The sequence below is a fragment of the Azospirillum doebereinerae genome (assembly GCF_003989665.1).
In the GTDB taxonomy this organism is placed as follows: Bacteria; Pseudomonadota; Alphaproteobacteria; order Azospirillales; family Azospirillaceae; genus Azospirillum; species Azospirillum doebereinerae.
The window spans coordinates 180,923-206,200 of record NZ_RZIJ01000005.1 but is presented as its reverse complement, the minus strand read 5'-3'; the positions used below and the strand labels follow the sequence as shown (position 1 = coordinate 206,200).

At 68.5% G+C, this 25,278-nt stretch carries 22 protein-coding genes and 1 pseudogene; 15 read left to right on the top strand and 8 right to left on the bottom strand.

Annotation, left to right across the window (positions count from 1 at the left end; genetic code table 11):
• Positions 1-53 precede the first annotated feature (53 nt).
• The 3 genes from EJ913_RS09025 to EJ913_RS09015 all read right to left on the bottom strand — a co-directional run bounded on the left by EJ913_RS09025 (position 54) and on the right by EJ913_RS09015 (position 5,233).
• Positions 54-2,957: a hypothetical protein gene (locus tag EJ913_RS09025; protein WP_126996927.1), complete on the bottom strand. Its 2,904-nt coding sequence runs from the start codon at positions 2,955-2,957 to the stop codon at positions 54-56.
• Between the two features lie 124 nt (positions 2,958-3,081).
• Complete coding sequence (locus tag EJ913_RS09020) at positions 3,082-3,276, bottom strand: hypothetical protein (RefSeq protein WP_126996925.1); 195 nt, start codon at positions 3,274-3,276, stop codon at positions 3,082-3,084.
• Positions 3,277-3,709: 433 nt separating this feature from the next.
• Positions 3,710-5,233 carry a YifB family Mg chelatase-like AAA ATPase gene (locus EJ913_RS09015; RefSeq protein ID WP_126996923.1) on the bottom strand — a complete coding sequence of 508 codons (1,524 nt, stop codon included), beginning with the start codon at positions 5,231-5,233 and terminating at the stop codon, positions 3,710-3,712.
• 196 nt (positions 5,234-5,429) lie between these two features.
• Here EJ913_RS09015 and EJ913_RS09010 point away from each other — a divergent pair, with 196 nt between their 5' ends.
• From EJ913_RS09010 to EJ913_RS08995, 4 genes and pseudogenes are all read left to right on the top strand, one after another.
• Entirely contained in the window at positions 5,430-6,176 is a 747-nt protein-coding gene (locus EJ913_RS09010; protein WP_126996921.1) for a creatininase family protein, read from the top strand.
• 121 nt (positions 6,177-6,297) lie between these two features.
• Positions 6,298-7,338 carry a heat-inducible transcriptional repressor HrcA gene (gene hrcA, locus EJ913_RS09005; protein ID WP_126996919.1) on the top strand — a complete coding sequence of 347 codons (1,041 nt, stop codon included), beginning with the start codon at positions 6,298-6,300 and terminating at the stop codon, positions 7,336-7,338.
• Positions 7,339-7,385: 47 nt separating this feature from the next.
• A pseudogene (grpE, locus tag EJ913_RS09000) lies at positions 7,386-8,003 on the top strand (nucleotide exchange factor GrpE); the annotation flags it as partial.
• A 156-nt stretch (positions 8,004-8,159) separates the two neighbouring features.
• Positions 8,160-8,525 carry a response regulator gene (locus EJ913_RS08995; protein WP_126996915.1) on the top strand — a complete coding sequence of 122 codons (366 nt, stop codon included), beginning with the start codon at positions 8,160-8,162 and terminating at the stop codon, positions 8,523-8,525.
• 7 nt (positions 8,526-8,532) lie between these two features.
• Here EJ913_RS08995 and EJ913_RS08990 read toward each other — a convergent pair whose 3' ends face one another.
• A complete protein-coding gene (locus tag EJ913_RS08990) occupies positions 8,533-9,411 on the bottom strand; it encodes a DUF1848 domain-containing protein (RefSeq protein WP_126996913.1) in 879 nt (292 codons plus the stop codon).
• A 127-nt stretch (positions 9,412-9,538) separates the two neighbouring features.
• Here EJ913_RS08990 and EJ913_RS08985 point away from each other — a divergent pair, with 127 nt between their 5' ends.
• Positions 9,539-10,063 (top strand): hypothetical protein, encoded by a 525-nt coding sequence (locus EJ913_RS08985; RefSeq protein WP_126996911.1) that lies wholly within the window; start codon positions 9,539-9,541, stop codon positions 10,061-10,063.
• 27 nt (positions 10,064-10,090) lie between these two features.
• On the opposite strand, the gene EJ913_RS08980 is transcribed toward EJ913_RS08985, so the two are convergent.
• The gene (locus tag EJ913_RS08980) at positions 10,091-10,294 is read right to left on the bottom strand and encodes a hypothetical protein (protein ID WP_126996909.1); all 204 of its coding nucleotides are present in this window, start codon (positions 10,292-10,294) and stop codon (positions 10,091-10,093) included.
• 585 nt (positions 10,295-10,879) lie between these two features.
• On the opposite strand from EJ913_RS08980, the gene dnaK reads away from it, so the two are divergent.
• From dnaK to EJ913_RS08960, 4 genes are all read left to right on the top strand, one after another.
• On the top strand, positions 10,880-12,802 hold the full coding sequence (dnaK, locus tag EJ913_RS08975) for a molecular chaperone DnaK (protein WP_126996907.1): 1,923 nt from the start codon (positions 10,880-10,882) through the stop codon (positions 12,800-12,802).
• 143 nt (positions 12,803-12,945) lie between these two features.
• Positions 12,946-14,106: a molecular chaperone DnaJ gene (dnaJ, locus tag EJ913_RS08970; RefSeq protein WP_126996905.1), complete on the top strand. Its 1,161-nt coding sequence runs from the start codon at positions 12,946-12,948 to the stop codon at positions 14,104-14,106.
• Positions 14,107-14,294: 188 nt separating this feature from the next.
• Positions 14,295-15,446, top strand: a complete 1,152-nt coding sequence (locus tag EJ913_RS08965; RefSeq protein WP_126996903.1) for a GGDEF domain-containing protein — start codon at positions 14,295-14,297, stop codon at positions 15,444-15,446.
• An 89-nt stretch (positions 15,447-15,535) separates the two neighbouring features.
• Positions 15,536-16,264, top strand: a complete 729-nt coding sequence (locus EJ913_RS08960; RefSeq protein ID WP_126996901.1) for a hypothetical protein — start codon at positions 15,536-15,538, stop codon at positions 16,262-16,264.
• A gap of 78 nt (positions 16,265-16,342) precedes the next feature.
• Here the strand turns inward: EJ913_RS08960 and EJ913_RS08955 are convergent, their stop codons facing one another.
• The 3 genes from EJ913_RS08955 to EJ913_RS08945 form a co-directional block, all read right to left on the bottom strand.
• Complete coding sequence (locus tag EJ913_RS08955; protein WP_126996899.1) at positions 16,343-17,068, bottom strand: Bax inhibitor-1/YccA family protein; 726 nt, start codon at positions 17,066-17,068, stop codon at positions 16,343-16,345.
• Between the two features lie 149 nt (positions 17,069-17,217).
• Positions 17,218-19,767: an ABC transporter permease gene (locus EJ913_RS08950; protein ID WP_126996897.1), complete on the bottom strand. Its 2,550-nt coding sequence runs from the start codon at positions 19,765-19,767 to the stop codon at positions 17,218-17,220.
• A 5-nt stretch (positions 19,768-19,772) separates the two neighbouring features.
• On the bottom strand, positions 19,773-20,531 hold the full coding sequence (locus tag EJ913_RS08945) for an ABC transporter ATP-binding protein (protein WP_126997118.1): 759 nt from the start codon (positions 20,529-20,531) through the stop codon (positions 19,773-19,775).
• Between the two features lie 40 nt (positions 20,532-20,571).
• Here EJ913_RS08945 and EJ913_RS08940 point away from each other — a divergent pair, with 40 nt between their 5' ends.
• From EJ913_RS08940 to EJ913_RS08915, 6 genes are all read left to right on the top strand, one after another.
• Positions 20,572-21,234, top strand: coding sequence for an arylesterase (locus EJ913_RS08940; protein ID WP_244939292.1), 663 nt, complete (start codon positions 20,572-20,574; stop codon positions 21,232-21,234).
• Between the two features lie 7 nt (positions 21,235-21,241).
• Complete coding sequence (locus EJ913_RS08935; protein WP_126996893.1) at positions 21,242-22,408, top strand: FIST signal transduction protein; 1,167 nt, start codon at positions 21,242-21,244, stop codon at positions 22,406-22,408.
• A gap of 12 nt (positions 22,409-22,420) precedes the next feature.
• Positions 22,421-23,464 (top strand): NADP(H)-dependent aldo-keto reductase, encoded by a 1,044-nt coding sequence (locus tag EJ913_RS08930; RefSeq protein ID WP_126996892.1) that lies wholly within the window; start codon positions 22,421-22,423, stop codon positions 23,462-23,464.
• Positions 23,465-23,483: 19 nt separating this feature from the next.
• On the top strand, positions 23,484-24,053 hold the full coding sequence (thpR, locus tag EJ913_RS08925) for an RNA 2',3'-cyclic phosphodiesterase (protein WP_126996890.1): 570 nt from the start codon (positions 23,484-23,486) through the stop codon (positions 24,051-24,053).
• A 120-nt stretch (positions 24,054-24,173) separates the two neighbouring features.
• A complete protein-coding gene (locus EJ913_RS08920) occupies positions 24,174-24,749 on the top strand; it encodes a Smr/MutS family protein (RefSeq protein ID WP_126996888.1) in 576 nt (191 codons plus the stop codon).
• A 43-nt stretch (positions 24,750-24,792) separates the two neighbouring features.
• The gene (locus tag EJ913_RS08915; RefSeq protein ID WP_126996886.1) at positions 24,793-25,191 is read left to right on the top strand and encodes a helix-turn-helix domain-containing protein; all 399 of its coding nucleotides are present in this window, start codon (positions 24,793-24,795) and stop codon (positions 25,189-25,191) included.
• Positions 25,192-25,278: the final 87 nt, after the last annotated feature.

The following is a 25,278-nucleotide window of genomic DNA, read 5'->3' as shown; positions in this document are numbered from 1 at the left end:
CCTTGCCCCGGCGGGGCCGCCCACCGCGCCATCGGGATGGACCAACGCCGGCGTCAGCCGGCCGGGCCGTCAACCTTGCCGGCTCGCGGAGCGCTGAACTTGAAGCGGCGCTTCCGCGCCGGCTGTTCCGGCGCGGCCGTCGGGGATGGGGCCGTTGAGGGTGCAGCGCTCCGCCGCGCGTTGCGTATGGCGGTAAGAAGCACGTTGGGCAGTTCCTCGGTCCAATCCGAGATGATCTCCAGCTCCCCGGCCATGCCGTTTCCGGCATTGTGCAAGGCAACGCACAGGCTGGCCAAGGCACAACGCCCGTCAGCGGAGAGCCCAGCGCCGTTCCGCCCGATCCAGTCCTTTATCAGCGGGCAAAGACTTTGGGCCTCCACCGCTTGGCCGGGCCAGTGATGCAGCAACCGGTCGATCATGTGCAGGAAAAGGGCGCGCGCCGGTCCTTCCCGCTCGGCGGACGCCAGCGCGGCAAGACCGGACGTCATCGCGACGCTGGAAGCCGCGGCGGCGGGAGCCGATTGTCCATGGACGAAGATGTCGGCCCATTCCCGCACGATGTTCATCCGGTCATGATCGTCGTACCGCTGATCGCCAAGCAGGTCACGGATTTCGATTTCGGCGTCGCGGCTGGTGCGGATGCGTTCGCTGCCATGCTGCTCCCTCCAATCCGCCTTGATCGGAAACGCAGCCTTGAGAAGCGAGCCGCAACGCTTCTCGACCAGTTTCTGAGCCTCTTCGAGCATCAGTCGGTCGCGGTCGAGCCTCAGCTTGCTGTAACGGCCCGAGGCGTTCGTCAGCACCCACGCGTCGCCATCGCCTTCCGGGGGCCGCAGTTCTCCGGAGATGCGCGCGCGGGCGCCTCCGATCAGGGTCGGATGCCCCAGCTTGGGCGACGCGGCGTCGTCCTGGTCCGATGGCGCGTCCTCCCCGATGACCAGATTGCAATACTCGTCGATCAGCCAGATGGCGACCCGATTTTCCGCCCGCAATTCGTCGAGGAAACCCTTCAACCGCTTGGACAGCGGCGTCATGCCGCCCGCCGGCTCGGCGTCCGCGTCCGGCTGGTCGGCCAGCACGAAGCACCGCTCCTTGGTCCAGGGCAGGTTCTGCTGATTGTAGACCATATGGCTGTGCATCTCGTGCGGTTTCAGCCAGCGCGGCGGGTGGGGATGGCCATACCGTTCGTCGGCGTCGATGACCGGGATCATCCGGGGCGGCAGGAAATGGCGCGCCAACCCGTCGATCAGGTCGGAGACCCGGCTGTAGGTCCACCAAGGATCGGAGATGTCCTCCTTCGGAACGAGGAGTTCCTTGAAGGTGAGCAGGACCGTCGTGTCGTAAAAGACCGGCGTCAGCAGCGAGCGCACCTGGATGGTGTCGGTCGCGTCGATGACCAGATCGACCAGAGGCTTGCCGGTTTCCCTCCCATAGGCGGTGGCCCGCCAGACATAGCGCGGCCATCCGGCCGTCATCACCCGAAGCGCCTCGGCGGACAAATTCCCCCGCACCTGCGCATCGCTTCTGTCGGCGAAACGGTCGCACGCGGTCAGCGCGTCGCGAACGGCGCTCTTGACCGCCGTGCTGTCGGCAACATAGACGTCCCACACCAGATGCTCGCCGGACACGCCGAAGAACGGCGTCAGCGACTCGATCGGCTCCGCGCCGGAGGCGAACAGGTAGCGGCCCAGCTCCTCGATGTATGGAATGACGTCCTTCAACTGCACGCGGATCTTATGGTAAGTCGCCAAGGCGACGAGACCGGGAACCTGGACCGTCGTGTCCGGATCGTGACCGCCGACGTTCAGCTTCGTGCCCTTGAATTCTTCCAACGCGTAGGACAGGACGGCGCTGGTCGTGATCGGGGTGCCGTGGATGCGGACCCGCCCCGGTTTCTTCCTGATGGCCATGGCACAGAACGGCCCCACCCGGTCGTCGTGCACAAGGAAGTGGGTTATGGCGTCGGCCCGCATGCGCAGCCCGCCGGACGCATCGGCCGGTGGCAGGCCCCCGCGACTTTCATCGAAGCGGTAGCCGAGAACCGTGATCGCGTGGCGGGCGAACCCCGCCGCCTCGCCGTCCTCCTCGCCGCCGGCCACGTCCTCACAGAGATAAACACCCATGATCGGAGCCGCCACGCCCCCGCGCAGATAGGCGTAGATGGTTCGCTTTGCCTCACAAATTCCATCACCCTCCCCCAGCGCCGTGTCTCCGGGCAAAGGGCGGAAGTCCTGCACCACCACCTCGTACTGCTCCCGTTTGAGGGCGCGGACGATCATGTCCATGTCCAGTCCCCGGTTTGGGAACATCCGCTGCGCGCCGCCTTGATCGGGAGCGGCCCGGCGCGTGATGTTGCCCGGCGACGGAATGAGGTGGTGGTCGCCGTGGGCGTTCAGGGCGAACCAGACCGCGCAGGTCGCACAGGCGGCGACGATGCTGTCCTGCTCCTGAAAGGCCACCGTGCCGCCCACGCTCAGATTGATGCCGAAGAGCCTGGCGGAGTAGCTCTGCAGAAGCGGCGTGGTCCAATCCTCGTCGATGGGTGTCTTCAGGCAGGTGCGGCCGATGAATTTTCCGGGAAGCGGGCGCACGATCATGAAGCCAAGATAGGAGTCCCGCAGCCCATCGATGGACGCCGCGTCCGTGGTCAGGCCGGTGACGATGGACTGGAAGAACGAGGGCGCCAGCGGGCGGTGGAAGAAGTGGAGGCGGGTGCAGAAGCGGTCGTAGGGCTGAAAGCTGCGCGCGTGGAAATGCGTGTAGTCGGACAGATAGTCGCGATCGACGTAGTTGCGCTCCACCACGAGGGTATGGGCGCCGACATCCTCCAGGCGCTTCATCATGAAAAGAAACTGGGCTGTTCCCAAGATGGTCGGAAGGGACAGGCCGGTCGTCTCGGCGATGACTGAAGCGACGGTGTTGTGCTCGTAGTTATAAACGGAAAACGCCTCTGCCATGACCGATCACCCTCTTGGCGGGATTTTCTCTCGCGCCGCTCGCCCAAAATATTCATTGCGGGGCAAAAAAAAATCTGGCAGAGAAATTCTGCCAGACCTCTTAAATTTTGCCCGAAAATAACAATCAGAAGTTGAAAACTTCTTTCATCCTCTCGGGGGAGGGCTCACGTTGTTCAGCGACCCGGTTGTGGCGCGCGCGCGCAAGCTCGGTCTCGGTCTGATAGCGCTTCAGAAATTCTTCGGTCCGCCGCGCCTCGCGCGCCCGCCGAAGATTGAGGATATCCGCTTCGCTTAACGCCCCCGCCTCGCTTAACGCCATCGATCCCTTCTCCCTGGGTGCGCCATGAGCACCGTCTGTGGCCAAGTTCAACCAGCGCCTCGGTGACTGACGCCATGCAAAAAAGCTCGCCCGGTCGCAAGCGACCAGCGTTGGCGGAAGGACTATAAGAATTTCTCTTCCCCTGTCAAGTCCAACATTGTCTCTAGTGGCTCGCAAACAATCCATGGGTCCAAGCCCCGCCTCTCGATCAAGCCAGCCGCTCCGTCGGCTCAAGCCGGCGCTTTGGGGGTGGATTACTCCTGTATTCATTATCCTTTTGGTTATCGGCACCGATGTGAACTCTCGTCATCCCTTGTGACGGCATCTGAAGATTTTCCACCCGCCAACGCCAAGACGTTACAATCGCTCTTCTTTGCGTAAGTTCCTTGCCGATGGAATGGAATCGAGGGCAGGCATGCCCCATGCCCCTCCCTCACCGTCCCGGCGCGATGCGGCGGTAGCTCAGCGCCTCGGCGATGTGGCGGCGGCGGACGCCCTCGGCGCCGTCCAGGTCGGCCAGGGTGCGCGCCACCCGCATCACTCGGTGGTAGCCGCGCGCCGACAGCTTCAACCGTTCCGCCGCTTCGGTCAGCAGGGCGCGGCCGGAGGCGTCGGGGCCGGCGACCCTCTCCAGCAGCTCCCCGTCGGCCTCCGCGTTGGTGCGCAAGGGCCGCGCCCCGCCCTGCCCCGCGTAGCGCTCCGCCTGGATGGCACGGGCCACGGCGACGCGGGCGGCGATCTCGGCGCTGCCCTCCGCCGGGGGCGGTAGGCTGAGGTCGGCCGGGCTGACGGCGGGCACGTCGATGTGCAGGTCGATGCGGTCGAACAGCGGACCGCTGATCTTCGACTGGTAATCGGCGGCGCATTTCGGCGCGCGGGCGCAGGCCAGCGCGGCGTCGTCGAGATGCCCGCAGCGGCACGGGTTCATCGCCGCGACCAGCTGCACCCGCGCCGGGTAGGTGACGTGGTGGTTGGCGCGGCTGACCACCGCCTTGCCGGTCTCCAGCGGTTGACGCAACGCCTCCAGCAGCGGCCGGGGGAACTCCGGCAACTCGTCGAGGAACAGCACGCCCTGATGCGCCAGCGAGATCTCGCCCGGCTTGGCCCGCGACCCGCCACCGACCAGCGCCGGCAGGCTGGCCGACTGGTGCGGCGCCCGGTAGGGCCGCTGGCGCAGCAGCCGGCCGCCCTCCAGCAACCCGCCGACGCTGTGGATCATCGACACCTCCAGCGCCTCCGCCGGGTCGAGCGGCGGCAGCAGGCCGGGCAGCCGCGCCGCCAGCATCGACTTGCCGGATCCGGGCGGCCCGACCATCAATAAATTATGAGAACCGGCCGCCGCCACTTCCAGCGCGCGCTTGGCGGTCTCGTTGCCCTTCACGTCGCGCAGGTCGGGCGGCCGGGCCTCCTCCTCCTGAAGGCGCGGCTTGGGCGGGGTCAGGACCTGGCTGCCCTTGAAGTGGTTGATCAGCGCCAGCAGGTTGACCGGCGCCAGCACGTCCAGCCCCGGCCCGGCCCAAGCCGCCTCCCCGCCACAGGCCGCCGGGCAGATCAGCCCGCGATCCTGGGCCAGCGCGTCGATCGCCGCCGGCAGCACCCCCGCCACCGGGGTCAGCGCGCCGTCCAACGCCAGCTCGCCCAGCGCCACGTAACGGGCCATCTCGACGTCGGGCAGCACGCCCATGACGGTCAGCAGGGCCAGCGCGATGGGAAGGTCGAAATGGCTTCCCTCCTTCAGCACGTCCGCCGGGGCGAGGTTGACGGTGATGCGCTTGGCCGGCAGCGCCAGCCCCAGCGCGTGGAGCGAGGCGCGCACCCGCTCCCGGCTCTCCCCCACCGCCTTGTCCGGCAGCCCGACCACGGTGAAGGCGACGATCCCGCCGGACATCTGGACCTGGACGTCGATGCCCAGAACCTCGATGCCCTGGAACGCCACCGTGTTGACGCGCGCAACCACCGACACTTCCCTTTCGGCCGTAATGCACGCGATTGTATGTCGCGATGACGGAAACCACCAGCGTCGGATGCGGGGAAACGGCCCGGCCCCGACGAAACCGCCGGGCGGACCGTACGATTGAACGATTGCCCGGACCCGCCGACGCTCTAGGATTGCTGGCTCGTGTCTTTCCCCGCATCCCGAAGGATCGTTGACCGTGCAGCTTCACCTGAGCACCTGGGCCGAGGTCGAGACCTACCTGCAATCCTCCAAGGGCGTCATCCTGCCCATCGGATCGACCGAGCAGCACGGTCCGAACGGCCTCGTCGGCACCGACGCCATCTGCGCGGAGGTCATCGCGCGCGGCGTCGGCGACGCGACCGGCGCGCTGGTTGGTCCGACCATCCCGGTCGGCATGGCCGTGCACCACATGGAGTTCCCCGGCTCCATGACGCTGAAGCCCTCCACCCTGATCGCGCTGCTGCGCGACTACGTCGGCTCGCTGGTCGAGCACGGGTTCGAGCGCTTCTTCTTCGTCAACGGCCATGGCGGCAACATCGCCACGGTGCGCGCCGCCTTCTACGAGATCCACGCCGAGCAGCGCGCGCTGAAGGGCCGCAGCGGCCCCGACCTGCGCTTCACCCTGGTCAGCTGGTGGGAGAACGCCGAGATCGGCCGGCTGTCGCGCGAGTTCTACCAGGGCAAGGAGGGCTCGCACGCCACCCCCAGCGAGGTCTCGCTGACGCAATACGCCTACCCCGACGCGATCAAGACCGTGGCGATGGAGCCCGAACAGGCCCCGGCCGGCGGTTTCCACGACGCCCGCGACTTCCGCCGCCGCTACCCGGACGGGCGCATCGGATCGGCGCCGGGCCTCGCCAGCCCGGAGCACGGCAAGCAGCTCTACGACGCGGCGGTCGGCGCCATCGCGGCGCAATACCGCAGCTTCCTGGCCGAGTCCTGACCGGAACCGCAGGCCTCCTTTCGGAAGGCCGGCGCCCGGCACGTTGATTCGGCCGCCCGACCCGCCTAAATTCGGACGCGTCGACGGACTTCCCGTCGATGCGTCCTTTCCTGTCCGGGTCATGATCAACGAGTTGAACCAGCGGTCGCGCGAAATTTTCCGGTTGATCGTCGACGCCTATGTGGCGTCGGGCGAGCCGGTCGGGTCGCGCACGATCTCGCGGCGGCTCGGCATGGCCCTGTCGCCGGCGACCATCCGCAACGTGATGGCCGATCTGGAGGAACAGGGGCTGCTCTACGCCCCCCATGCCTCGGCCGGCCGCATCCCGACCGACGCCGGCCTGCGCATGTTCGTCAACGGCCTGCTGGAGATCGGCTCGCTCAGCGAGGACGAGCGCGTTTCCATCGAGGCGAAATGCTCCGCCTCCGGCCGCGCCCTGCCCGACGTGATGTCGGAGGCCTCGGCGATGCTGGCCGGGCTGTCGCACTGCGCCGGGCTGGTGATGGCGCCCAAGACCGACCGGCCGCTCAAGCACATCGAATTCGTCTCGCTGGGGCCGGGCCGCGCGCTGGTCGTGCTGGTCAACGAGGACGGGCTGGTCGAGAACCGCGTCATCGAGGTGCCGCTCGGCCTGCCCGCCTCCACCTTGCAGATGGTGTCGAACTACCTCAGCGCCCGTCTGGTCGGCCGCACCCTGGACGAGGCGCGCCAGGACGTGCTGCAGGAAATCCAGGAGCAGAAGACCGAGCTGGACGAGCTGTCCCGCCGCGTCGTTGCCGCCGGTCTGGCGACCTGGGCCGGCAGCGGCGGGGCCAAGGCCGGGCAGCTCATCGTGCGCGGCCAGTCCAAGCTGCTGGAGGACGTCACCGCGCTCTCCGACCTGGAGCGCGTGCGCTCCTTGTTCGAGGCGCTGGAGACCAAGGAGGCCATGCTGCGCATGCTGGACGCCACCGGCAAGGGCGACGGCGTCCAGATCTTCATCGGGGCCGAGAATGTGTTGTTCAACCATTCCGGTTGCACGATGATCATCTCGCCCTTCCAGAACAGCCGCGAACAGGTCATCGGCGCCATCGGCGTCATCGGCCCGACGCGCATCAACTACGCCCGCATCATTCCCTTGGTGGATTACACCGCCAAGGTCGTCAGCCGGCTGGTCGGATAGCACCGATCGGCTGAGCTTCCGCCTCACCCCGCCTCAATCGACCGAACGAAGAAGCCGAGAATCCCATGAGCGAAGAGCAGAACAAGCCCGCCGACGCCGAGGTCGAGCCGACCGCCGCCAAAGACGCCGCCGCCGCTCCCGAAGCCGGCTCCACGGACGACCGCACCGCCAAGCTGGAGGCCGAGGTCGCCAGCCTGAAGGACCAGCTTCTCCGCGCCATGGCCGAGACGGAGAACACCCGCCGCCGCGCCCAGCGTGACCGCGAGGACGCCAGCAAATACGCCGTGTCCAGCTTCGCCAAGGAGCTGGTGACGGTGGCCGACAACCTGCGCCGCGCGCTCGACGCCGTTCCGGCCGAGGGCCGCGAGCAGGACGAGATGCTCAAGGGCCTGACCGTCGGCGTCGAGGCGACCGAGCGCCAGCTCTTCGCCGCCTTCGACCGCGCCGGCATCAAGCGCATCGACCCGACCGGCGAGATGTTCGACCCGAACTTCCATCAGGTGATGTTCGAGATCGAGCACACCGGCAAGCCGGCCGGCACCGTCGTGCAGATCCTCCAGCCCGGCTACACCATCCACGGCCGCCTGCTGCGCGAGGCGATGGTCGGTGTCGCCAAGGGCGGCCCGAACGAGCCCGGCGGCCAGCACGTCGATACGAAGGCGTAACGGTTTTTTCCTCCGCAAGCCCCGCACGCCATCGGTGACGGCGGGCGGGGCTTGCGGCCCTGTCTTGACGCGCGCCTTGAAAACCCCTACGCCTTTTGTCCGATTGCCGGTCGCAATCCTCGACGCCGCGCGACCGACCGATGAGAGAGCAGACCGATGCCCAAGAGCGTTCTGACCGTCGACGATTCCAAGACCATCCGCGACATGGTCAGCTTCACGCTGAAAAAGGCCGGCTACGACGTGACCGAGGCGGCGGACGGCAGCGCCGGGCTGACCATCGCCACCCGGCAGAAGTTCGACTGCATCATCACCGACCTGAACATGCCGGGCCTCGACGGGCTGGCCCTGACCAAGGCCATCCGCGCCAACCCGAGCAACCGGGCGACCCCCATCCTGCTGCTGACCACCGAGGCCGACCCGGCCAAGAAGGCCGCCGGCCGCGAGGCCGGGGCGACCGGCTGGCTGGTGAAGCCCTTCAACCCGGAAAAGCTGGTCGAGACGGTCCGCAAGGTCTGCCCGTAAGCGATCCTTACCCGGTTCGCCGGGGGAACAAAAACTCTCCCTCCGGGTCGTGCTCGGCGAAACGCCGTTGCGCGGTCGTCCGGTTCGCCACCGCGTAGCAATAGACGCAGCCGTGCGGGCAGGTGTCGTAATCGCCGATGTCCCGGCTTTCGGCGCAGAAGCAGCCCGGCCGGTTCCCCTTCTCCCGCACCGCCAGCGCCCGCCCGGCCAATTCCGACAGCCGCAGCGCGTCGACGCAGCGCGCCGCGCCCACCCCCGGAACCCCGGCCAATTCCGGCTGGGTGCAGAGCGTGAGCGCCATCCCCTCCCCGGCCGCAATGCCGGCCAGATCGGCCAGCAGCGCCCGCTTCTCGTCGGCCTCCGGGTCGCGCCAGTCGATCCCGGCGGCGGCGAGGTTGCGCGCCGTCTTGCGGTAGGGCTGGAGGAAGGACACCACCACCTCGTCGGTGACGCCGCGCAGCGCGCCGGCCAGCCGCCCGAAGGTCTCGCGGTGCCACGCGGGCGGCGTCGCGTCGGTCACCGCGACGGGGTCGTAGCGCCACACCCCGGCGCGCGGCCCCCAGCGGTCGCGCAAAATCTCCATCTGCGCGACCGAACGCCGCCAGTCGGGAACCGAGCGCTCCAGCGCGGTCGGCAGGCCGGTGATGCTGTACTGGACGATGAAGGGGAAGCCGGCCTCCGACACCGTGCCGAGCCCGTCGAGGAACGGCCCGAGATTCTTCGTCCAGAACACGAAGCCGTCCACCGCCGGCCGCGTCAGGTCGACGCGGTGGGTCTGCCCGCCGTAAGGATTCACCATCCGGCAGTAACCGGCGTCGAGACGGTTCAGGAACCAGCGGCCGTAGAAGGCCGGAATGTCGGTCTTGTAGCTGGCGGAGACGATCATCGCTCAAAGCATGGGAGGGAGGACGCTCCGCATCAAGAGCGGCGGAACGGGAGACTGCCAGGAAGAGGATTGGATCGCTCCGCTCGACCGCCTAAAGTGCGGCCCTCGGACAAGGGCGGGACACGGCATGAACGGCGAGCACAGCCACAGCGACAACGGGCGCGGCGACGACAGCGACGGCCGCATCATCGGCTGGAACGACACCGTTCGGTTCCGCCTGCCGTCCGGCTGGGCCGCCGAGGTGGAGGAGCACGAGGGGCAGCCCGTCGCCACCTTCCGCCCGCCACCGCCGGCCGGCGGCACGCTGCGTCTGGTGACCGACCGGGTGACGCCCAAGCCGGAGGCCGGCGGCGTCGCCGCCACGCTGCGGGAGATGGCGCTGCGCTTCGTGCGACCCCAGGACCAACGCGCGGGCGACCGCACGGTCGAGACCCGGGCCGACGGCGCCCTGGTCGCGCAGGCCGTGATGATGACCGACGAGGACGGCCGGGCCGAGACCCATTACCTCTGGCTGGTCGGGGCGGAACGCGACGGCCAAGCCGCCGTCGCGATGTTCAGCTACGCCCTGCCCGCGATCCTGGACGGGGACGAGTCCTGCGCGGCGATGCTGGGCCGCATCGACGCCGCCATCCAGACCGCGGAGCTTCTTTAAGCAGGCGCCGCCCCCAGCGCCCGCCCGTCAGCAGTGGCCGGCGCCACCCGACATCAGGGCCTTGAGCTGCGCGCTCTTGGCGTCGTTGGCGACCGCCGCTTCCTCGGCGGCCAGCGCGGCGAGGCCGAGAAAGCGCGCGAGATCGTCGAGATCGCAGCGCGACGCATCGTTCAGCAAGCTGTCCAGGCAGGATTTGATGGCCAGGGCCACGTCGCGCCGTTCGTCAATCATCGCGCTTCCCTTTCACGCTGGGCCGCTTGTCCGCTTGTCCGCCACGCCGGCGATGCCGCCCGAAGATGGGAGGGCCGTTTGCCGGCAAGGCAACGGACAGCAACGCCCTCGTACCTCCAAAGGAGATACCATAATCCTTTCTGGGTTTCACTATTAGAATCTCGAAAACGTGAATAAACGGGGCAACTGGCAATTGATTTCTCGCAACCAATCACACCGATGCTTGTTAATGAAAAGTTAATGACCGAGTCTACTTATCGGACTGCCTGTTAAAGACTTGTAACAATGGAAACGATATGATTCAAACGGGGTGAATACGCGGGTATATACTGCCGTGTGCTTGAATACGCGCGTATTCCATTCCGAAGCGAGGCCGCCGCCGCGCCGCCCCTCCGGCGCCCGTCCCGTGCCTTTCCCCGCTTTTGCGGGTTGAAACCGATCAGCGCACCGTTGCAGCCAGAAACCGACCCGCCTATATCTCCGCCAGCAGTGATCCACCCCAACCGTTCCACCGACCCCATGGGGATCGCGGCGGTGCCGGAAGCGACGGGCCGCCACGCATCTGCCGAACACAAGAGGCTGAACATGAGCAAAGTCATCGGTATCGACCTCGGCACCACCAACTCCTGCGTCGCCGTCATGGAAGGCGGCACCGCCAAGGTGATCGAGAACGCGGAGGGTGCGCGCACCACGCCGTCCATGGTCGCCTTCGCCCAGAGCGGCGAGCGTCTGGTCGGCCAGCCCGCCAAGCGTCAGGCCGTGACCAACCCGGAAAACACCCTCTTCGCGATCAAGCGTCTGATCGGCCGCCGCTACGACGATCCGCTGACCAAGAAGGACCAGGGCCTCGTCCCCTACAAGATCATTTCCGGCGACAACGGCGACGCCTGGACCGAGGCGCACGGCAAGAAGTACAGCCCGAGCCAGATCAGCGCCTTCATCCTCGGCAAGATGAAGGAGACGGCCGAGAACTACCTGGGTGAGAAGGTCACCCAGGCGGTCATCACCGTCCCGGCCTACTTCAACGACAGCCAGCGCCAGGCCACCAAGGACGCCGGCAAGATCGCCGGCCTGGAAGTGCTGCGCATCATCAACGAGCCGACGGCCGCCGCGCTCGCCTACGGCATGGAGAAGAAGGGCACCGGCATCGTCGCGGTCTATGACCTCGGCGGCGGCACCTTCGACATCTCGGTGCTGGAGATCGGCGACGGCGTGTTCGAGGTGAAGTCGACCAACGGCGACACCTTCCTGGGCGGCGAGGACTTCGACGCGCGGATCATCGAGTACCTCGCGGAGGAGTTCAACAAGGAGCAGGGCATCGACCTGCGCAAGGACAAGCTCGCCCTCCAGCGGCTGAAGGAAGCCGCCGAGAAGGCGAAGATCGAGCTGTCCTCGACGACGCAGACCGAAGTCAACCTGCCCTTCATCACCGCCGACCAGACCGGTCCGAAGCACCTGAACATCAAGGTGACCCGCGCCAAGCTGGAAGCCCTGGTGGACGATCTGGTCCAGCGCACGATCGAGCCCTGCAAGGCGGCCCTCAAGGACGCCGGGCTGAAGGCGAGCGAGATCGACGAGGTGATCCTGGTCGGCGGCATGACCCGCATGCCCAAGGTCATCGACGCGGTGAAGCAGTTCTTCGGCCGTGAGCCGCACCGCGGCGTCAACCCGGACGAGGTCGTCGCCATCGGCGCCGCCATCCAGGGCGGCGTGCTGAAGGGCGAGGTCAAGGACGTCCTGCTGCTCGACGTGACCCCGCTGTCGCTCGGCATCGAGACGCTGGGCGGCGTGTTCACCCGCCTGATCGACCGCAACACCACGGTGCCGACCAAGAAGGGCCAGACCTTCTCGACCGCCGAGGACAACCAGAACGCCGTCACCATCCGCGTCTTCCAGGGCGAGCGCGAGATGGCGCAGGACAACAAGCCGCTCGGCCAGTTCGACCTGGTCGGCATCCCGCCGGCCCCGCGCGGCGTGCCGCAGATCGAGGTGATCTTCGACATCGACGCCAACGGCATCGTCAGCGTCACCGCCAAGGACAAGGCGACCGGCAAGGAGCAGCAGATCCGCATCCAGGCCTCCGGCGGCCTGTCGGACGCCGACATCCAGAAGATGGTGAAGGACGCCGAGGCGCACTCGGCCGACGACAAGAAGCGCCGTGAGCTGGTCGACGCCCGCAACCACGCGGACGCGCTGATCCACACCACGGAGCGGACCATCAAGGAGAACGCGGACAAGATCCCGGCCTCCGACAAGTCCGCCGCCGAGGCCGCCGTCACCGAGCTGAAGGGCGTGCTCGACAGCGAGGATCTGGAGACGCTGAAGGCGAAGACCGAGGCTCTGGCCCAGGTCTCGATGAAGCTGGGCGAGGCGATGTACAAGGCCGGCCAGGGCGAGGCCCCGGCGGCCGGCGGCGACGCCGGTCCCGACGCCCAGAAGCCCAACGAGTCGGGCGTCGTCGACGCCGACTTCGAGGAAGTGCACGACGACAAGAAGAAGTCGGCCTGACCCGGCCCTCTTCTTTTTGACACGGACCTGACGCGAGCATCGACGGCCCGCCGCCTTTTCCCGGCGGCGGGCTTTCGGTATGCTGGGGTCGAGGTCCAGCGTGACCCGGACAGTTTGGACCAGATGTAAGGCGGTCGGCCCCCATGGCGAAACAGGATTATTACGAGCTGCTCGGCGTGGAAAAGGGCGCCAGCGCGGATGAGCTGAAAAAGGCTTATCGCAAGATGGCGATGCAGTACCACCCGGACCGCAACCAGGGTGACAAGGACGCCGAGCACAAGTTCAAGGAAGTCAGCGAAGCCTACGAGATTCTCAAGGACGACCAGAAGCGCGCGGCCTACGACCGCTTCGGCCACGCCGCCTTCGAGAACGGCGGCGGTCGCGGCGGACCGGGCGCCGGGGGCGGCGGCTTCAACTTCGACTTCGGCGGTGGGGGCGGCGGCTTCGCCGACATCTTCGACGAGATGTTCGGGGAGTTCATGGGCGGCCGGCGCGGCGGTGGCGGCGGGGCGTCCGGCCGTGGCCAGGATCTGCGCTACAACCTGGAGATCGGGCTGGAGGAGGCCTTCAAGGGCACCCAGACCAACGTCCGCGTGCCGACGTCGGTCCAGTGCGACGGCTGCAACGGCTCGGGCGCCGCGGCCGGGACCCAGCCGATCACCTGCCCGACCTGCCAGGGCCACGGCAAGATCCGCGCCCAGCAGGGCTTCTTCACCATCGAGCGCACCTGCCCCGGCTGCCACGGCGCCGGCAAGGTGATCAAGGACGCCTGCAAGACCTGCGGCGGCGCCGGACGGCTGCGCAAGGAGAAGACCCTCCAGGTCAACATCCCGGCGGGCGTCGAGGACGGCACCCGCATCCGTCTGGCCGGCGAGGGCGAGGCGGGGCTCAGAGGCGCGCCGGCGGGAGATCTCTACATCTTCCTCGCCATCGCGCCGCACCCGATCTTCCAGCGCGACGGGGCCAACATCCAGTGCCGCGTGCCGATCCCGATGACCACGGCGGCGCTGGGCGGCACGGTGGAGGTGCCGACCATCGACGGCACCCGCACCAAGGTGACGGTGCCGCCCGGCACCCAGTCCGGCCACCAGTTCCGCATCAAGAGCAAGGGCATGTCGGTGCTGCGCAGCGCCCAGCGCGGCGACATGTACATCCAGGCGGTTGTGGAGACCCCGGTCAACCTCACCAAGCGCCAGCAGGAATTGCTGCGCGAATTCGAGAGCGGCGGGAAGGAAGGCTCCAACCCGCAATCGGAAGGTTTCTTCGCCAAGGTCAAGGAACTCTGGGAAGACCTGAAGGACTGATATATCGGATCGGCAGGAAACATTGTGGAGGCGGCCCCTGGCCGCCTCTTTTTTTGCATGTTGTTTGTCCCAGCCAACCTATCCTGATAGGGTACCATCTTTGGCGAGGAACACCCCGCCGGGCGCCAGCGTCCGCGTGACCCGCCGCCGTGCTTCCTCCATTCAGCTCTGTCGGGAACTGCCGCGTCATGCTCGGTGCCTCGTCCTTTGCGGATTTCATCCGTGGCGACCAGATCGGGGATCTGATCCTTCCGGGCGGGCATTCGCCCATCCTGAACCGGCGGCGTGCCGCGATGATCCATTCGCGCGTGCGGATGGTGGCGATGGTCTTCGGGCTGTTGACCCCGCTGTGGATCATCATCGACGTGACGGTGTTCACGTGGCCGCTGTCCGCCGGTCTGGCGGTGCTGCGGCTGATCGCCAGCGCCGCCTTCCTGGCGCTCGCGCTCGACCGCCGCCCTTGCGAGGACATCGTGGGCGCGTGGTGGCGGCTGGCCGCGCTGCTGGCGATCCCGACGCTGTTCTTCTGCGTCTCGCACCCGCTGCTGTACGAGCAGGGGGTGGACGATCTGCGGATCGCCGTCACCGCCGGCTATGGCTATCTGCCCTTCGTCATGGTGGCGGGCCTCAGCGTGTTCCCGCTGACGGCCACCGAGGGGGCGGCCTTCGCCACGCCGATGCTGCTGGCGCATCTGGGCGCCGGCTTCTACGGCTCGCTGGTGCTGCCCTTCCCGTCCTACCTCAGCGCGCTCTGGCTGCTGGTGCTGATCGCGGTGGTGGCGACGCTGGCCGCCATCAGCCAGCTGCATTTCATGATCGCCCTGCTGGAGCAGGCGGCCCACGACGTGCTGACCGGCGCGCTGTCGCGCCGCATCGGCGAGGAGCTGCTGAAGCTCCAGGTGGCGCACGCCCAGCGGGTCGAGCAGCCGCTCTCGGCGATCTTCGTCGACCTCGACGACTTCAAGGCGGTGAACGACCGCTTCGGCCACGACGAGGGCGACCGCGTGCTGCGCCACGCCGCCAACACGATCCGCAGCCTGCTGCGGGAGTCCGACGCGCTGGTCCGCTGGGGCGGCGAGGAGTTCCTGGTCATCATGCCCGACACCCCGGTCGGCGGCGCGATGGTCGCGGTGGAGCGGATGCGCAAGGCCGGCTTCGGCAAGCGCCCGGACGGCGCCTTCCAGACCGCCAGCATCGGCGTCGCCGAGCAGGGCGCCGACCGGTCCATCGGTTGGGAAGCCCTGGTCGAGCTGGCCGACCAGCGGATGTACCAGGCCAAGCAGGCCGGCAAGAACCGCGTGGTCGGCGTCGGGTTGGACGCCGCCGCGGCACCCCCCTGACGGGCACACCGGTGACCGGCACACCAGCGGCGTGGTAGCTTCAGGCTTGCACCCGTCACGACGGCGGGTCTGCCTCCCGGAGACGATTCGTGCCCTTCAGCAGCATGCTCGGCAAGTCCCTGACCGTCCTGACCGCCCATCGGTTCAACGCGCAGCGACCGGTTTCGCAAGTCATCGATGTCGGACCGGGGCTCGGGACCTATGGGCGCCTGCTGCGCCCCGTCCTTCCCGACGCCCGCTTCGTCGCGGTCGAGATCTGGGGGCCCTACGTCAAGGAATACGGTCTGGCTGAGATTTACGACGCCGTTCACGTCGCCGATGCGCGTGTCTTCGACTACCGCCATCTCGACCGTGGCGGCATCGCCGTGCTGGGCGACGTCCTGGAACACATGACCAAGGACGAGGCGCAGCGTGTGGTGCTGGCGCTGCTGGAACGCTGCGACATGGTCATCCTGTCGATCCCCATCGGGAATTGGCCGCAGGACGAGTATATGGGAAACCCTTGGGAAGCCCATGTCGCCAGCTACGGCCCGGGCGACGTGCGGCGTGTGTTCCCCTACAACGTCGCGGAAATAACCTTCAACATCAACGATGACGCCAGCGCCGGCATCGGTGTCTTCGTGCTGTCCCAGAAGCTCGGCTTGCAGGATTCGATCTCTTCCTGCTTCATAGAGTCCATCGATCTGGTCAAGGCCAACCCCGGTTTGATGTTCTGCGGCCTGCCGAACATGACCGATCTCTCGGACCCGGCGCTGGTCGCGCGCTTCTTCGAGGAACTCTCCCCCTTCCTGGACGCCTTCCCCGGCCAGCCCGCCTGAGCCAAAGAAAAACCGCCCGGAAGCGGCTGCTTCCGGGCGGTTCGTCATGTGTCGGAGCCCTACGCGACGGGCGGTGGCTCAGTCGTTGTTGCGCACGCCCAGGAACTGAAGCAGGAACTGGAACAGGTTGACGAAGTCCAGGTACAGCGTCAGGGCGCCCATCAGGGCCAGCTTGCCGGTGCTCTCGTGGTCGTAGCCCTCGGCGTAGCTTTCCTTGATCGCCTGGGTGTCGTAGGCGGTCAGGCCGGTGAAGATCAGCACGCCGATGGCCGAGATCGCGAAGTGCAGGGCCGGCGACTGGAAGAAAATGTTCGCCAAGCCGGCGATCACCAGACCGATCACGCCCATCATCAGGAACGAGCCCATCTTCGACAGGTCGGCCTTCGTCGTGTAGCCGTAGAGGCTCATCGACAGGAAGGTCGCGGCGGTGACGAAGAAGGTCAGCGCGATCGAGGCCCCGGTGAAGACCAGGAAGATCGCCGACATCGACAGGCCCATCGCGCCGCAATAGGCCCAGAAGATCATCTGCGCCGAGGCGAAGGACAGGCGTTGGATGCCGAACGACAGCACCATGACGAAGGCCAGCGGGGCCAGCATGACGACCCACTTCAGCGGCGTGCCGAAGATGGCGGCCATCATCGCCGGGCTGGACGACACGAGCGCCGCCACCAGACCCGTCAGGACCAGGCCGGCGCCCATGTAGTTGTACACGCGCAGCATGTGCTGCCGCAGGCCCTCGTCGAAGTATCCCCGATCTGTCGCGCGGCCTGCGGTCGCGAAGCGGTTGAAGGTCGGGTCAGCCATGGTGGTTTCCTCTTAGGTCAAAAGAAGGTTGTCCCGTCGACCTGACATATTGGCGAGTCCGCCAAGCCGTTCAATAGGAATCGCGGCGGAGTCCGCAGGATGAAAAAGCTTTCACGATTCGGTCAAGACACCGCTTCGTCCCGGCCTCGTCATTCGTTGCGAAGCAAAGGCGCCGACGGCTGTCCCAAGGCCCGCCAAGTACCATAGAACCCGAAGGCCAACGTGATCGCCGTGCTGAGCAGCGCCGTCGTCAGCACCGAGGACGGCAGGAAGGTCCACTCCCAGCGCATCAGGAAGCGCATCACCGCCCAGGCGGTCAGCGTGCCGATGGCCCCGGCGATGATCGCGGTCAGCACCCCCAGCAACCCGTATTCCAGCAGGAAGGCGCGCAACACGTCGGCCCGCGTCGCCCCCAGCACCTTCAGCACCACCGCGTCGTAGACCCGGCGGCGGTGCCCGGCGGCGACGGCCCCGGCCAGCACCAGCGTGCCGGCGATCAGCGTGATGCCGGCGACGATGCGCACCGCCGTGCCGATGTGCGACAGCATGTCGCCCACCGTGTCGAGCGCGTCCTTCACCCGCACCAGCGTGATGTTGGGAAAGCGGTGCAACACCGCGCGCTGGACCGCCTCCTCGGCCTCAGGGGCGGAACGGATCGTGGCGATCCAGGTCTGGGGGGCGCCTTCCAGCGCGCCGGGGGCGAAGACCATGGTGAAGTTGATCGCCATGGTGCTGAAATCGGCGGCGCGGACGTTGGCCACCGTCGCCTCGATGGTCCGGCCCAGGATGTTGACCGCCAGCTTGGCGCCGGGACCGATGTTGAACGCCTCGGCGACGCTCTGGTGGATCGAGATCAGCGGCGGCCCGGCGTAGTCCGCCGCCCACCACGACCCGGCCACCACCTGCGAGCGCTCCGGCAGCTTGGCGGCGTAGGTGATGCCGCGGTCGCCGGCCAGGATCCAGGCCTGCTCGGGGTTGGCCAGCGCCTTTTCGGCCTCCACCCCGTTGACGCTCTCGATCCGGCCACGCAGGCTCGGCACCGCCTCGAAGGCGCTCGTGCCGGGCACCTCGGTGACGGTGGCCTTCAGCGGCTCGAACTGGTCGCGCTGGATGTCCACGAAGAAGAAGCTGGGCGCGTCCTTGGGGATCGTCTCCGACACCCGGCGGGCGAAGTTGCCCTGCACCAGCGCGATGGCGACCAGCACGGTCAGCCCCAGCCCCAGCGACAGCACCACCGCCGCCGTCGGGTTGCCCGGCCGGTGCAGATTGGCGAGCGCCAGCCGCAGCCCCGGCCGCCGCACCCGCCCGATCCTGGCGGCGCCCCACGTCACCAGCCCGGCCGCCGCGCGGAAGGCGCCGAAGGTGGCGATGGAGCCGCCGACGAACCACAGCGCGAACAGCTTGTTGTCGGCCGTCGCCACCGCCAGCCCGGCCAGCGCCAGCGCCGACAGCCCCATGGCGGCGAGGTACGGCGCCTTCGGCCGTCCCTGCGCCGGGGCGATCACGTCGCGGAACAGGGCGCCGGCCGGGACCTCGCGCGCCCGGCCCAGCGGCCACAGCGAGAAGGTCAGCGCGGTCAGCACGCCGTAGAGCGCCGCCAGCGCCAGCGCGCCCGGATAGACGCCGATGTGCGCCGACACCGGCAGCACGTCCTCCAGCAAACGGCTCAGCGCCAGCGGCGCCACGGCGCCCAGCGCCAGCCCGAACAGGATGCCGACCAGCGCCAGCGCCAGGATCTGCGCCAGATAGAGCTGGAACACCAGGGCGCCCGGCGCGCCGATGCACTTCATCATGGCGATGGTGCGGGCGCGGGAGTCGAGATGGCTGCGCACCGCGTTGCCCACCCCGACCCCGCCGACCAGCAGCGCGGTCAGCCCGACCAGCGTCAGGAACAGCGTCATCCGGTCGATGAAGCGCTCGATTTGCGGCGAGGCGTTGGTGAAGTCGCGGACGCGCCAAGCGGCGTCGGGGAAGCGGGCCTTCACCCCCTCCTGCCACGCCAGCCGGTCGGTGCCGTCGGGCAGCGCCACCTTGGCGCTCCACCATGTCAGGCTGCCCGGTTGCAGCAGCCCCGTCTCCGGCAACGAGTCCAGCGCCACCAGCAGGCGCGGCCCGAGCGAAAAGGCGTTGGAGGAGGCGCGATCGGGCTCGCGGTCGAGGATGCCGGCCAGACGGTAGACGCTGTCGCCCAGATGGACCGGGTCGCCCAGCTTGACGCCCAGCCGGTCCACGAGGCTGGCCTCGACCACCGCGCCCCAGCGCCCGTCGCGCTTGGCCAGCGCCGCCTTGACGTCGCCGCCGTCGCGCAGGGTCACGGCACCATAGAGCGGGTAGACATCGTCCACCGCCTTCAGCTCGACCAGCGAGGCGCGGACCTCGTCGTCGGCCCGCGCCATCGCCCGCATCTCGGCGGAGTTGGAGACGCGTCCGCCGCCCTCGGCCAGCGCCGCCTTCTGCTCGTCGGTCGGCGGGGTGTAGAGCTGGCGGAAGGCCACGTCGCCGCCCAGGATGGCGCGCCCGTCGCTGGCCAGCCCGTCGAGCAGCCCACTCGACACCGACTGGACCGAGGCGATGGCCGCGACCCCCAGCGTCAGGCAGGCCAGGAAGATCCAGAACCCCTTCAACCCGCCCCGCAGCTCGCGGCGGGCCAGTCGCAAGGCGAGCGGCAGATTGGCGAAAAACCCGTTGGCGGCGCCCATCCCCCTTATTCCCCCGCCAGCCGGACGCGCTCGCGGCGCGACGACTGGCCGTCGTCGGCGATCCGCCCGTCGGCCAGCCGCACCGTGCGGTCGCAACGCGCCGCCAGCGCCGGGTCGTGGGTGATCAGCACCAGCGTGGTGCCGCGCCGCTCGGCCAGATCGAACAGCAGCTTGACGATGGTGGCGCCGGTGTCGATGTCGAGGTTGCCGGTCGGCTCGTCGGCCAGCAGCAGGGCCGGCTCGGCGACGAAGGCGCGGGCCAGCGCGGTGCGCTGCTGCTCGCCGCCCGAGAGCTGCCCCGGGTAATGGTGGATGCGGTGGCCCAGCCCGACCGCCTCCAGCCCCAGCCGGGCGCGGTCGAAGGCGTCGGACACCCCGGCGAACTCCAGCGGGATCGCCACGTTCTCCAGCGCCGTCATGGTCGGCACCAGATGGAAGGCCTGGAAGACGATGCCGACATGGTCGCGGCGGAAGCGCGCCAAGCCATCCTCGTTCAACGACCCCAGATCCCGACCGGCGACCCGGATCCGGCCGGCGCTGGGGCGTTCCAGCCCGGCCATCACCATCATCATGGTGGACTTGCCCGAGCCGCTGGGGCCGACCACGCCGACCCGCTCGCCACGACCGACCTGAAGATTAACGCCCCTCAGGATGTTGACGGGTCCGGCCCCGCTGTCCAATCTCAAGTGGACGTCGTCGAGATCGACAATGATTTGATCGGCGATGGTTTTGGACGACGTTGCATCGGATTGGACCTTGGACATGCGTCTCTCGATCATGCGGAACGGACCTTCGCCATATGGCATGACCCGCCGCGCTTTCAACACGGGGCTGGCGCTGCTGGCCGCCCTGGGGGTGTCGATGACGATTCTTCCGGCCGCGCAAGCCGCCAACGCCCCGGTCAAGCTTCTGGCGCTGGGCGACAGCCTGACCGCCGGCTACGGCCTGCCCGAGCCGCAGGGCTTCGCCAGCCAGTTGCAGAAGGCGCTGACCGCCAAGGGCTACGCCGTCACGGTGGTCAACGCCGGCGTGTCGGGCGACACCACGGCGGGCGGTCTCGCCCGGCTCGACTGGGCGCTCGCCGACAAGCCGGACGCGGCGCTCGTCGAACTCGGCGCCAACGACATGCTGCGCGGGCTGGATCCGGGGGCGGCGAAGGCCAATCTGGACGCCATCCTGGCCAAGCTTGGGGAGCGCAGGATCCCGACCCTGCTGGCCGGCATGCTGGCCTCGCCCAGCCTCGGCCGCCCCTACACGGAGCGCTTCAACGGAATGTATCCCGATCTGGCGAAGAGCCACGACGTGCCGCTCTACCCCTTCTTCCTCGACGGGGTGGCGACCGAGCGGACGCTGGTCCAGCCGGACGGCCTGCACCCCAACGCCCAGGGCGTCGCCATCATCGTCGAGCGCATCCTGCCCCACGTCACCCGCCTGCTCGATTCCCTGCCCACCAAGACCGGAGGCTGACCCCATCATGACCAGCGCAACGGCCACCAGCTCCTTAGCCGGGGAGCCGTTCTTCCGCGCGGCCAGCGCCGCCGGCAACGATTGGGGACCGACGGTGAAGGCCTGCCTCGACCGGCTGGGGCCGGTGGAGGGCTGCAACCTCGGCATCCTCTACATCACCGACGGGCTGGCGGAGCACGCCACCAGCATCGTCACGCTGCTGCGCGGCGTCACCGGCATCCGCGACTGGACCGGAACGGTCGGCATCGGCGTCTGCGCCAACGGCGACGTCCTGTTCGACGAGCCGGGGCTTGCGATCATGGTCGCCCGGCTGCCCGAAGACGGCTTCCGTCCCTTCCCGCCGGTCAAGGCCGGGCTGGAGCCGTTGCGCGACGCGGCCGGCGGCTGGCTCGACAAGCACGGCGCGGCGCTCGCGCTCGTCCACGCCGACCCGCGCGTCCAGGGGCTGGCCGGGCTGGTCGCCAGCCTGTCGGAAACCACCGGCGCCTTCCTGGTCGGCGGCACCAGCGCGTCGCGCGCCGAGTACCCGCAATTCACCACCCCCGGCGGCTCCAGCGGGCCGGTCGAGGAGGGCGGCGTGTCGGGCGTGCTGTTCGCGCCCTCGGTCGCGGTCGCCACGGCGCGCACCCAGGGCTGCCTGCCCATCGGGCCGAAGCGGACCATCACCGCCAGCGACGACAACGTCGTGTTGGAGATCGACGGCCGCCCCGCGCTCGACGTGTTCAAGGAGGACATCGGACCGGATCTGGCCGCCGACTTGCGTCAAGTGGCCGGGCTGATCAGCGCCGGACTGCCCATCGCCGGGTCCGACACGCAGGATTACCTGGTGCGCGACCTCGTCGCCATCGACCCGCGCGCCGGCTGGCTCTCCATCGCCGAGCCGGTGACGACCGGCCAGCCCATCCTGTTCACCCGCCGCGACCGCGACAGCGCCACCGCCGATCTGCGCCGGATGCTCGACGGGCTGAAGAAGCGGGTGAAGACCCCGCCCAAGGGCGCCGTCTACGTCAGCTGCATCGCGCGCGGCCCCAGCCTGTTCGGCGAAGCCAACGCCGAGCTGACGATGATCCGCGAGACCTTCGGCGAGGTGCCGCTGGTCGGCTTCTTCGCCTCGGGCGAGATTTCCCACAACCGCCTGTATGGTTACACAGGCGTACTGACCCTTTTCCTGTAAGGATCGTTTCGGATGCAATACCGTTCGCTTGGCCGCACCGGCCTGTCGGTCAGCGCCATCGGCCTGGGCACCATGACCTGGGGAAGCCAGAACACGGAGGCCGAGGGCCACGCCCAGATGGACGCGGCGCTCGACCGCGGCATCAATTTCTGGGACACGGCGGAGATGTACGCCATCCCGCCGACCGCCGAAAGCTACGGCCGGACCGAATCCATCATCGGCTCCTGGTTCCAGGCGCGCGGCGGGCGCGACAAGGTGATCCTCGCCTCCAAGATCATCGGGGCGCCGGCCGGTGGCTTCGGCTGGGTGCGCGAGGGCAAGTCGCGGCTCGACCGCGCCAACCTGTTCGCGGCGGTCGAGGCCAGCCTGTCGCGGCTGAAGACCGACTACATCGACCTCTACCAGCTCCACTGGCCCGACCGCGTTTCCAACCGCTTCGGCAACCGCGTCTACACCCACAAACCCGAGAAGGACGGCGTTCCCATCGAGGAGACGCTGGCCGCGCTGGGCGAACTGGTCGCCGCCGGCAAGATCCGCCACGTCGGCCTGTCGAACGACACGCCCTGGGGCGTCATGCGCTTCCTACGCGCCGCCGAAATGGCCGGGCTGCCGCGCGTCGCCTCGATCCAGAACGCCTACAACCTGCTGAACCGCACCTTCGAGCAGGGGCTGTCCGAAGTCGCGTTGCGCGAGGAGGTCGGCCTGCTGGCCTACGCGCCGCTGGGCGCCGGCACGCTGACCGGCAAGTACCTGAACGGCGCCATGCCCGCCGGTTCGCGCCGCTCCATCGACCCGCGCCCGTCGCGCTACGTCACCGTCAACGCCGACGCGGCGACCGAGGCCTACCTCGACATCGCGCGGCGCCACGGGCTGTCGCCGTCGCAGATGGCCATCGCCTTCACCCTGCGCCAGCCCTTCGTCGCCTCCTCGCTGATCGGCGCCACGACGATGGAGACGCTGGTCTCCAACATGGACGCCATCGACGTGACCCTGTCCGACGAGGTGCTGGCGGAGATCGACGCGGTGCACAACCGCCTGCCCGACCCCTGCCCGTAACCATGAGGGGGGACGGCGCATGATCCGCCTCTTCGTCGCGCTCGACGTCACCGACGCCGTCCGCCAGCGCCTCGCCGGCCTGTCCGGCGGGGTGCCGGGCGCACGCTGGATGGATCCGGAGAGCCTGCACCTGACCCTGCGCTTCATCGGCGAGGTGCCGGAGGACCAGGCCATCGACATCGACGAGGCGCTCGCGGGTCTGCGCGCGCCGCCCTTCGAGCTGATGCTCGACGGCGTCGGCGTCTTCGGCACCGGCCGCCGCGCCCGCGTGCTGTGGGCCGGGGTGGAGCGGAACGAGGCGCTGAACCACCTCCAGGCCAAGGTCGAATCCGCCCTGGTCCGCTGCGGGCTGCCGGCGGAGGAGCGGAGGTTCACGCCCCACATCACGCTGGCCCGGCTGAAGGACCCGGCGCAGGAACGGCTCGGCCGCTTTCTGACCGACCGGGGGATGTTCCGGGCCGGGCCGATGCCGGTCGACCATGTGACGCTCTACCGCAGCCATCTCGGCAACGGCGGGTCGGTCTACGAGGCGCTCGGCGAATACCCGCTGGGCGCCACGTTGGGCGCCGGGTCGGCCAGCGGAACCTGAGAGGGGGGTTGACCCCCTTTTTCTTCGCGGCGCAGCGACACACATTGACAGCGGGGCGGCGGCGCGTTTTATCCCGGACCGCCCCGCTTCCACATCCAGACGCAGGAAGGTTCCGCGCCGATGACCCGCCGCCGACTGCCCACGCCCGACGAGCGGCGCCTGTGGCGGATCGCCATGCGCGACGCGGAGCCGATGCCGGGCCGGGCGGTGGAACCCGAACCGGATCCGCCCCCCTTCCCCGGCTACGACGAGCCCGTCGCCACCACGCTGGCCCCGCCGCCGACCGTGCCGGCGCGCGGCGCGCCCTCGCCGGCGTCCAGCCGTCCGTCCCTGCCGCCGCTCACCCCCGGTTCGACCGCCAACATCGACCGCCGCACCGGCGACCGTTTCCGGCGCGGCGAGTTGGAGATCGACGGGCGCATCGACCTGCACGGCATGACCCAGGCCCAGGCCCACGGCGCGCTCGCCGCCTTCGTCCACCGCGCCTGGAACGAGGGACGGCGCTGCGTGCTGGTCATCACCGGCAAGGGCAGCTTCACCGGCGGGGCCGGGGTGCTGCGGCAGGCGGCGCCCCGCTGGCTCGGCGACCCGGCGCTGCGCCCGATGGTGTTGGCGATCCAGCCGGCGCGGCCCAAGGACGGCGGCGACGGCGCGCTGTATGTCTTGATCAAACGGCGCCGCGACCGTAAGGACTGAGTCCCAAACCCAAGCCTCGAACCCCAGGGAAAGCCCACTTCCGATGACCCCGTTCGGCGAACGGGTCCGTTCGCTGCGCGACGCCAAGGGCGTGACGCTGAAGCAGATGGCGACGGATCTGTCCATCTCCTCCGCCTATCTGTCGGCCCTGGAGCACGGCAAGCGCGGCCAACCCTCGCCCCAGCTGGTCCGCCAGATCTGCGCCTATTTCGGCATCATCTGGGACGAGGCCGAAGAGCTGGAGCGGCTGGCGGATCTGTCCCACCCGCGCGTGACGGTGGACACGTCGGGCCTCAGCCCCAAGGCGACCGAACTCGCCAACCGCCTGTCGGAACGCATCGCCGGGCTGGACGACGCGGCGCTCGACCGGCTGCTGGAGGTGCTCGACGCGGTTCCCGCTCTGAAGGCAGGCCGCCGCCGGCTGCCCGCGCGGCGACGCTGAAACAGGCTCCCACCCGGCCTGCGACATGTTTGGAGTCGAAATTTCCCGTCATTGGGTCTATGACGTTCGGACAGCTGGGACAGCGCC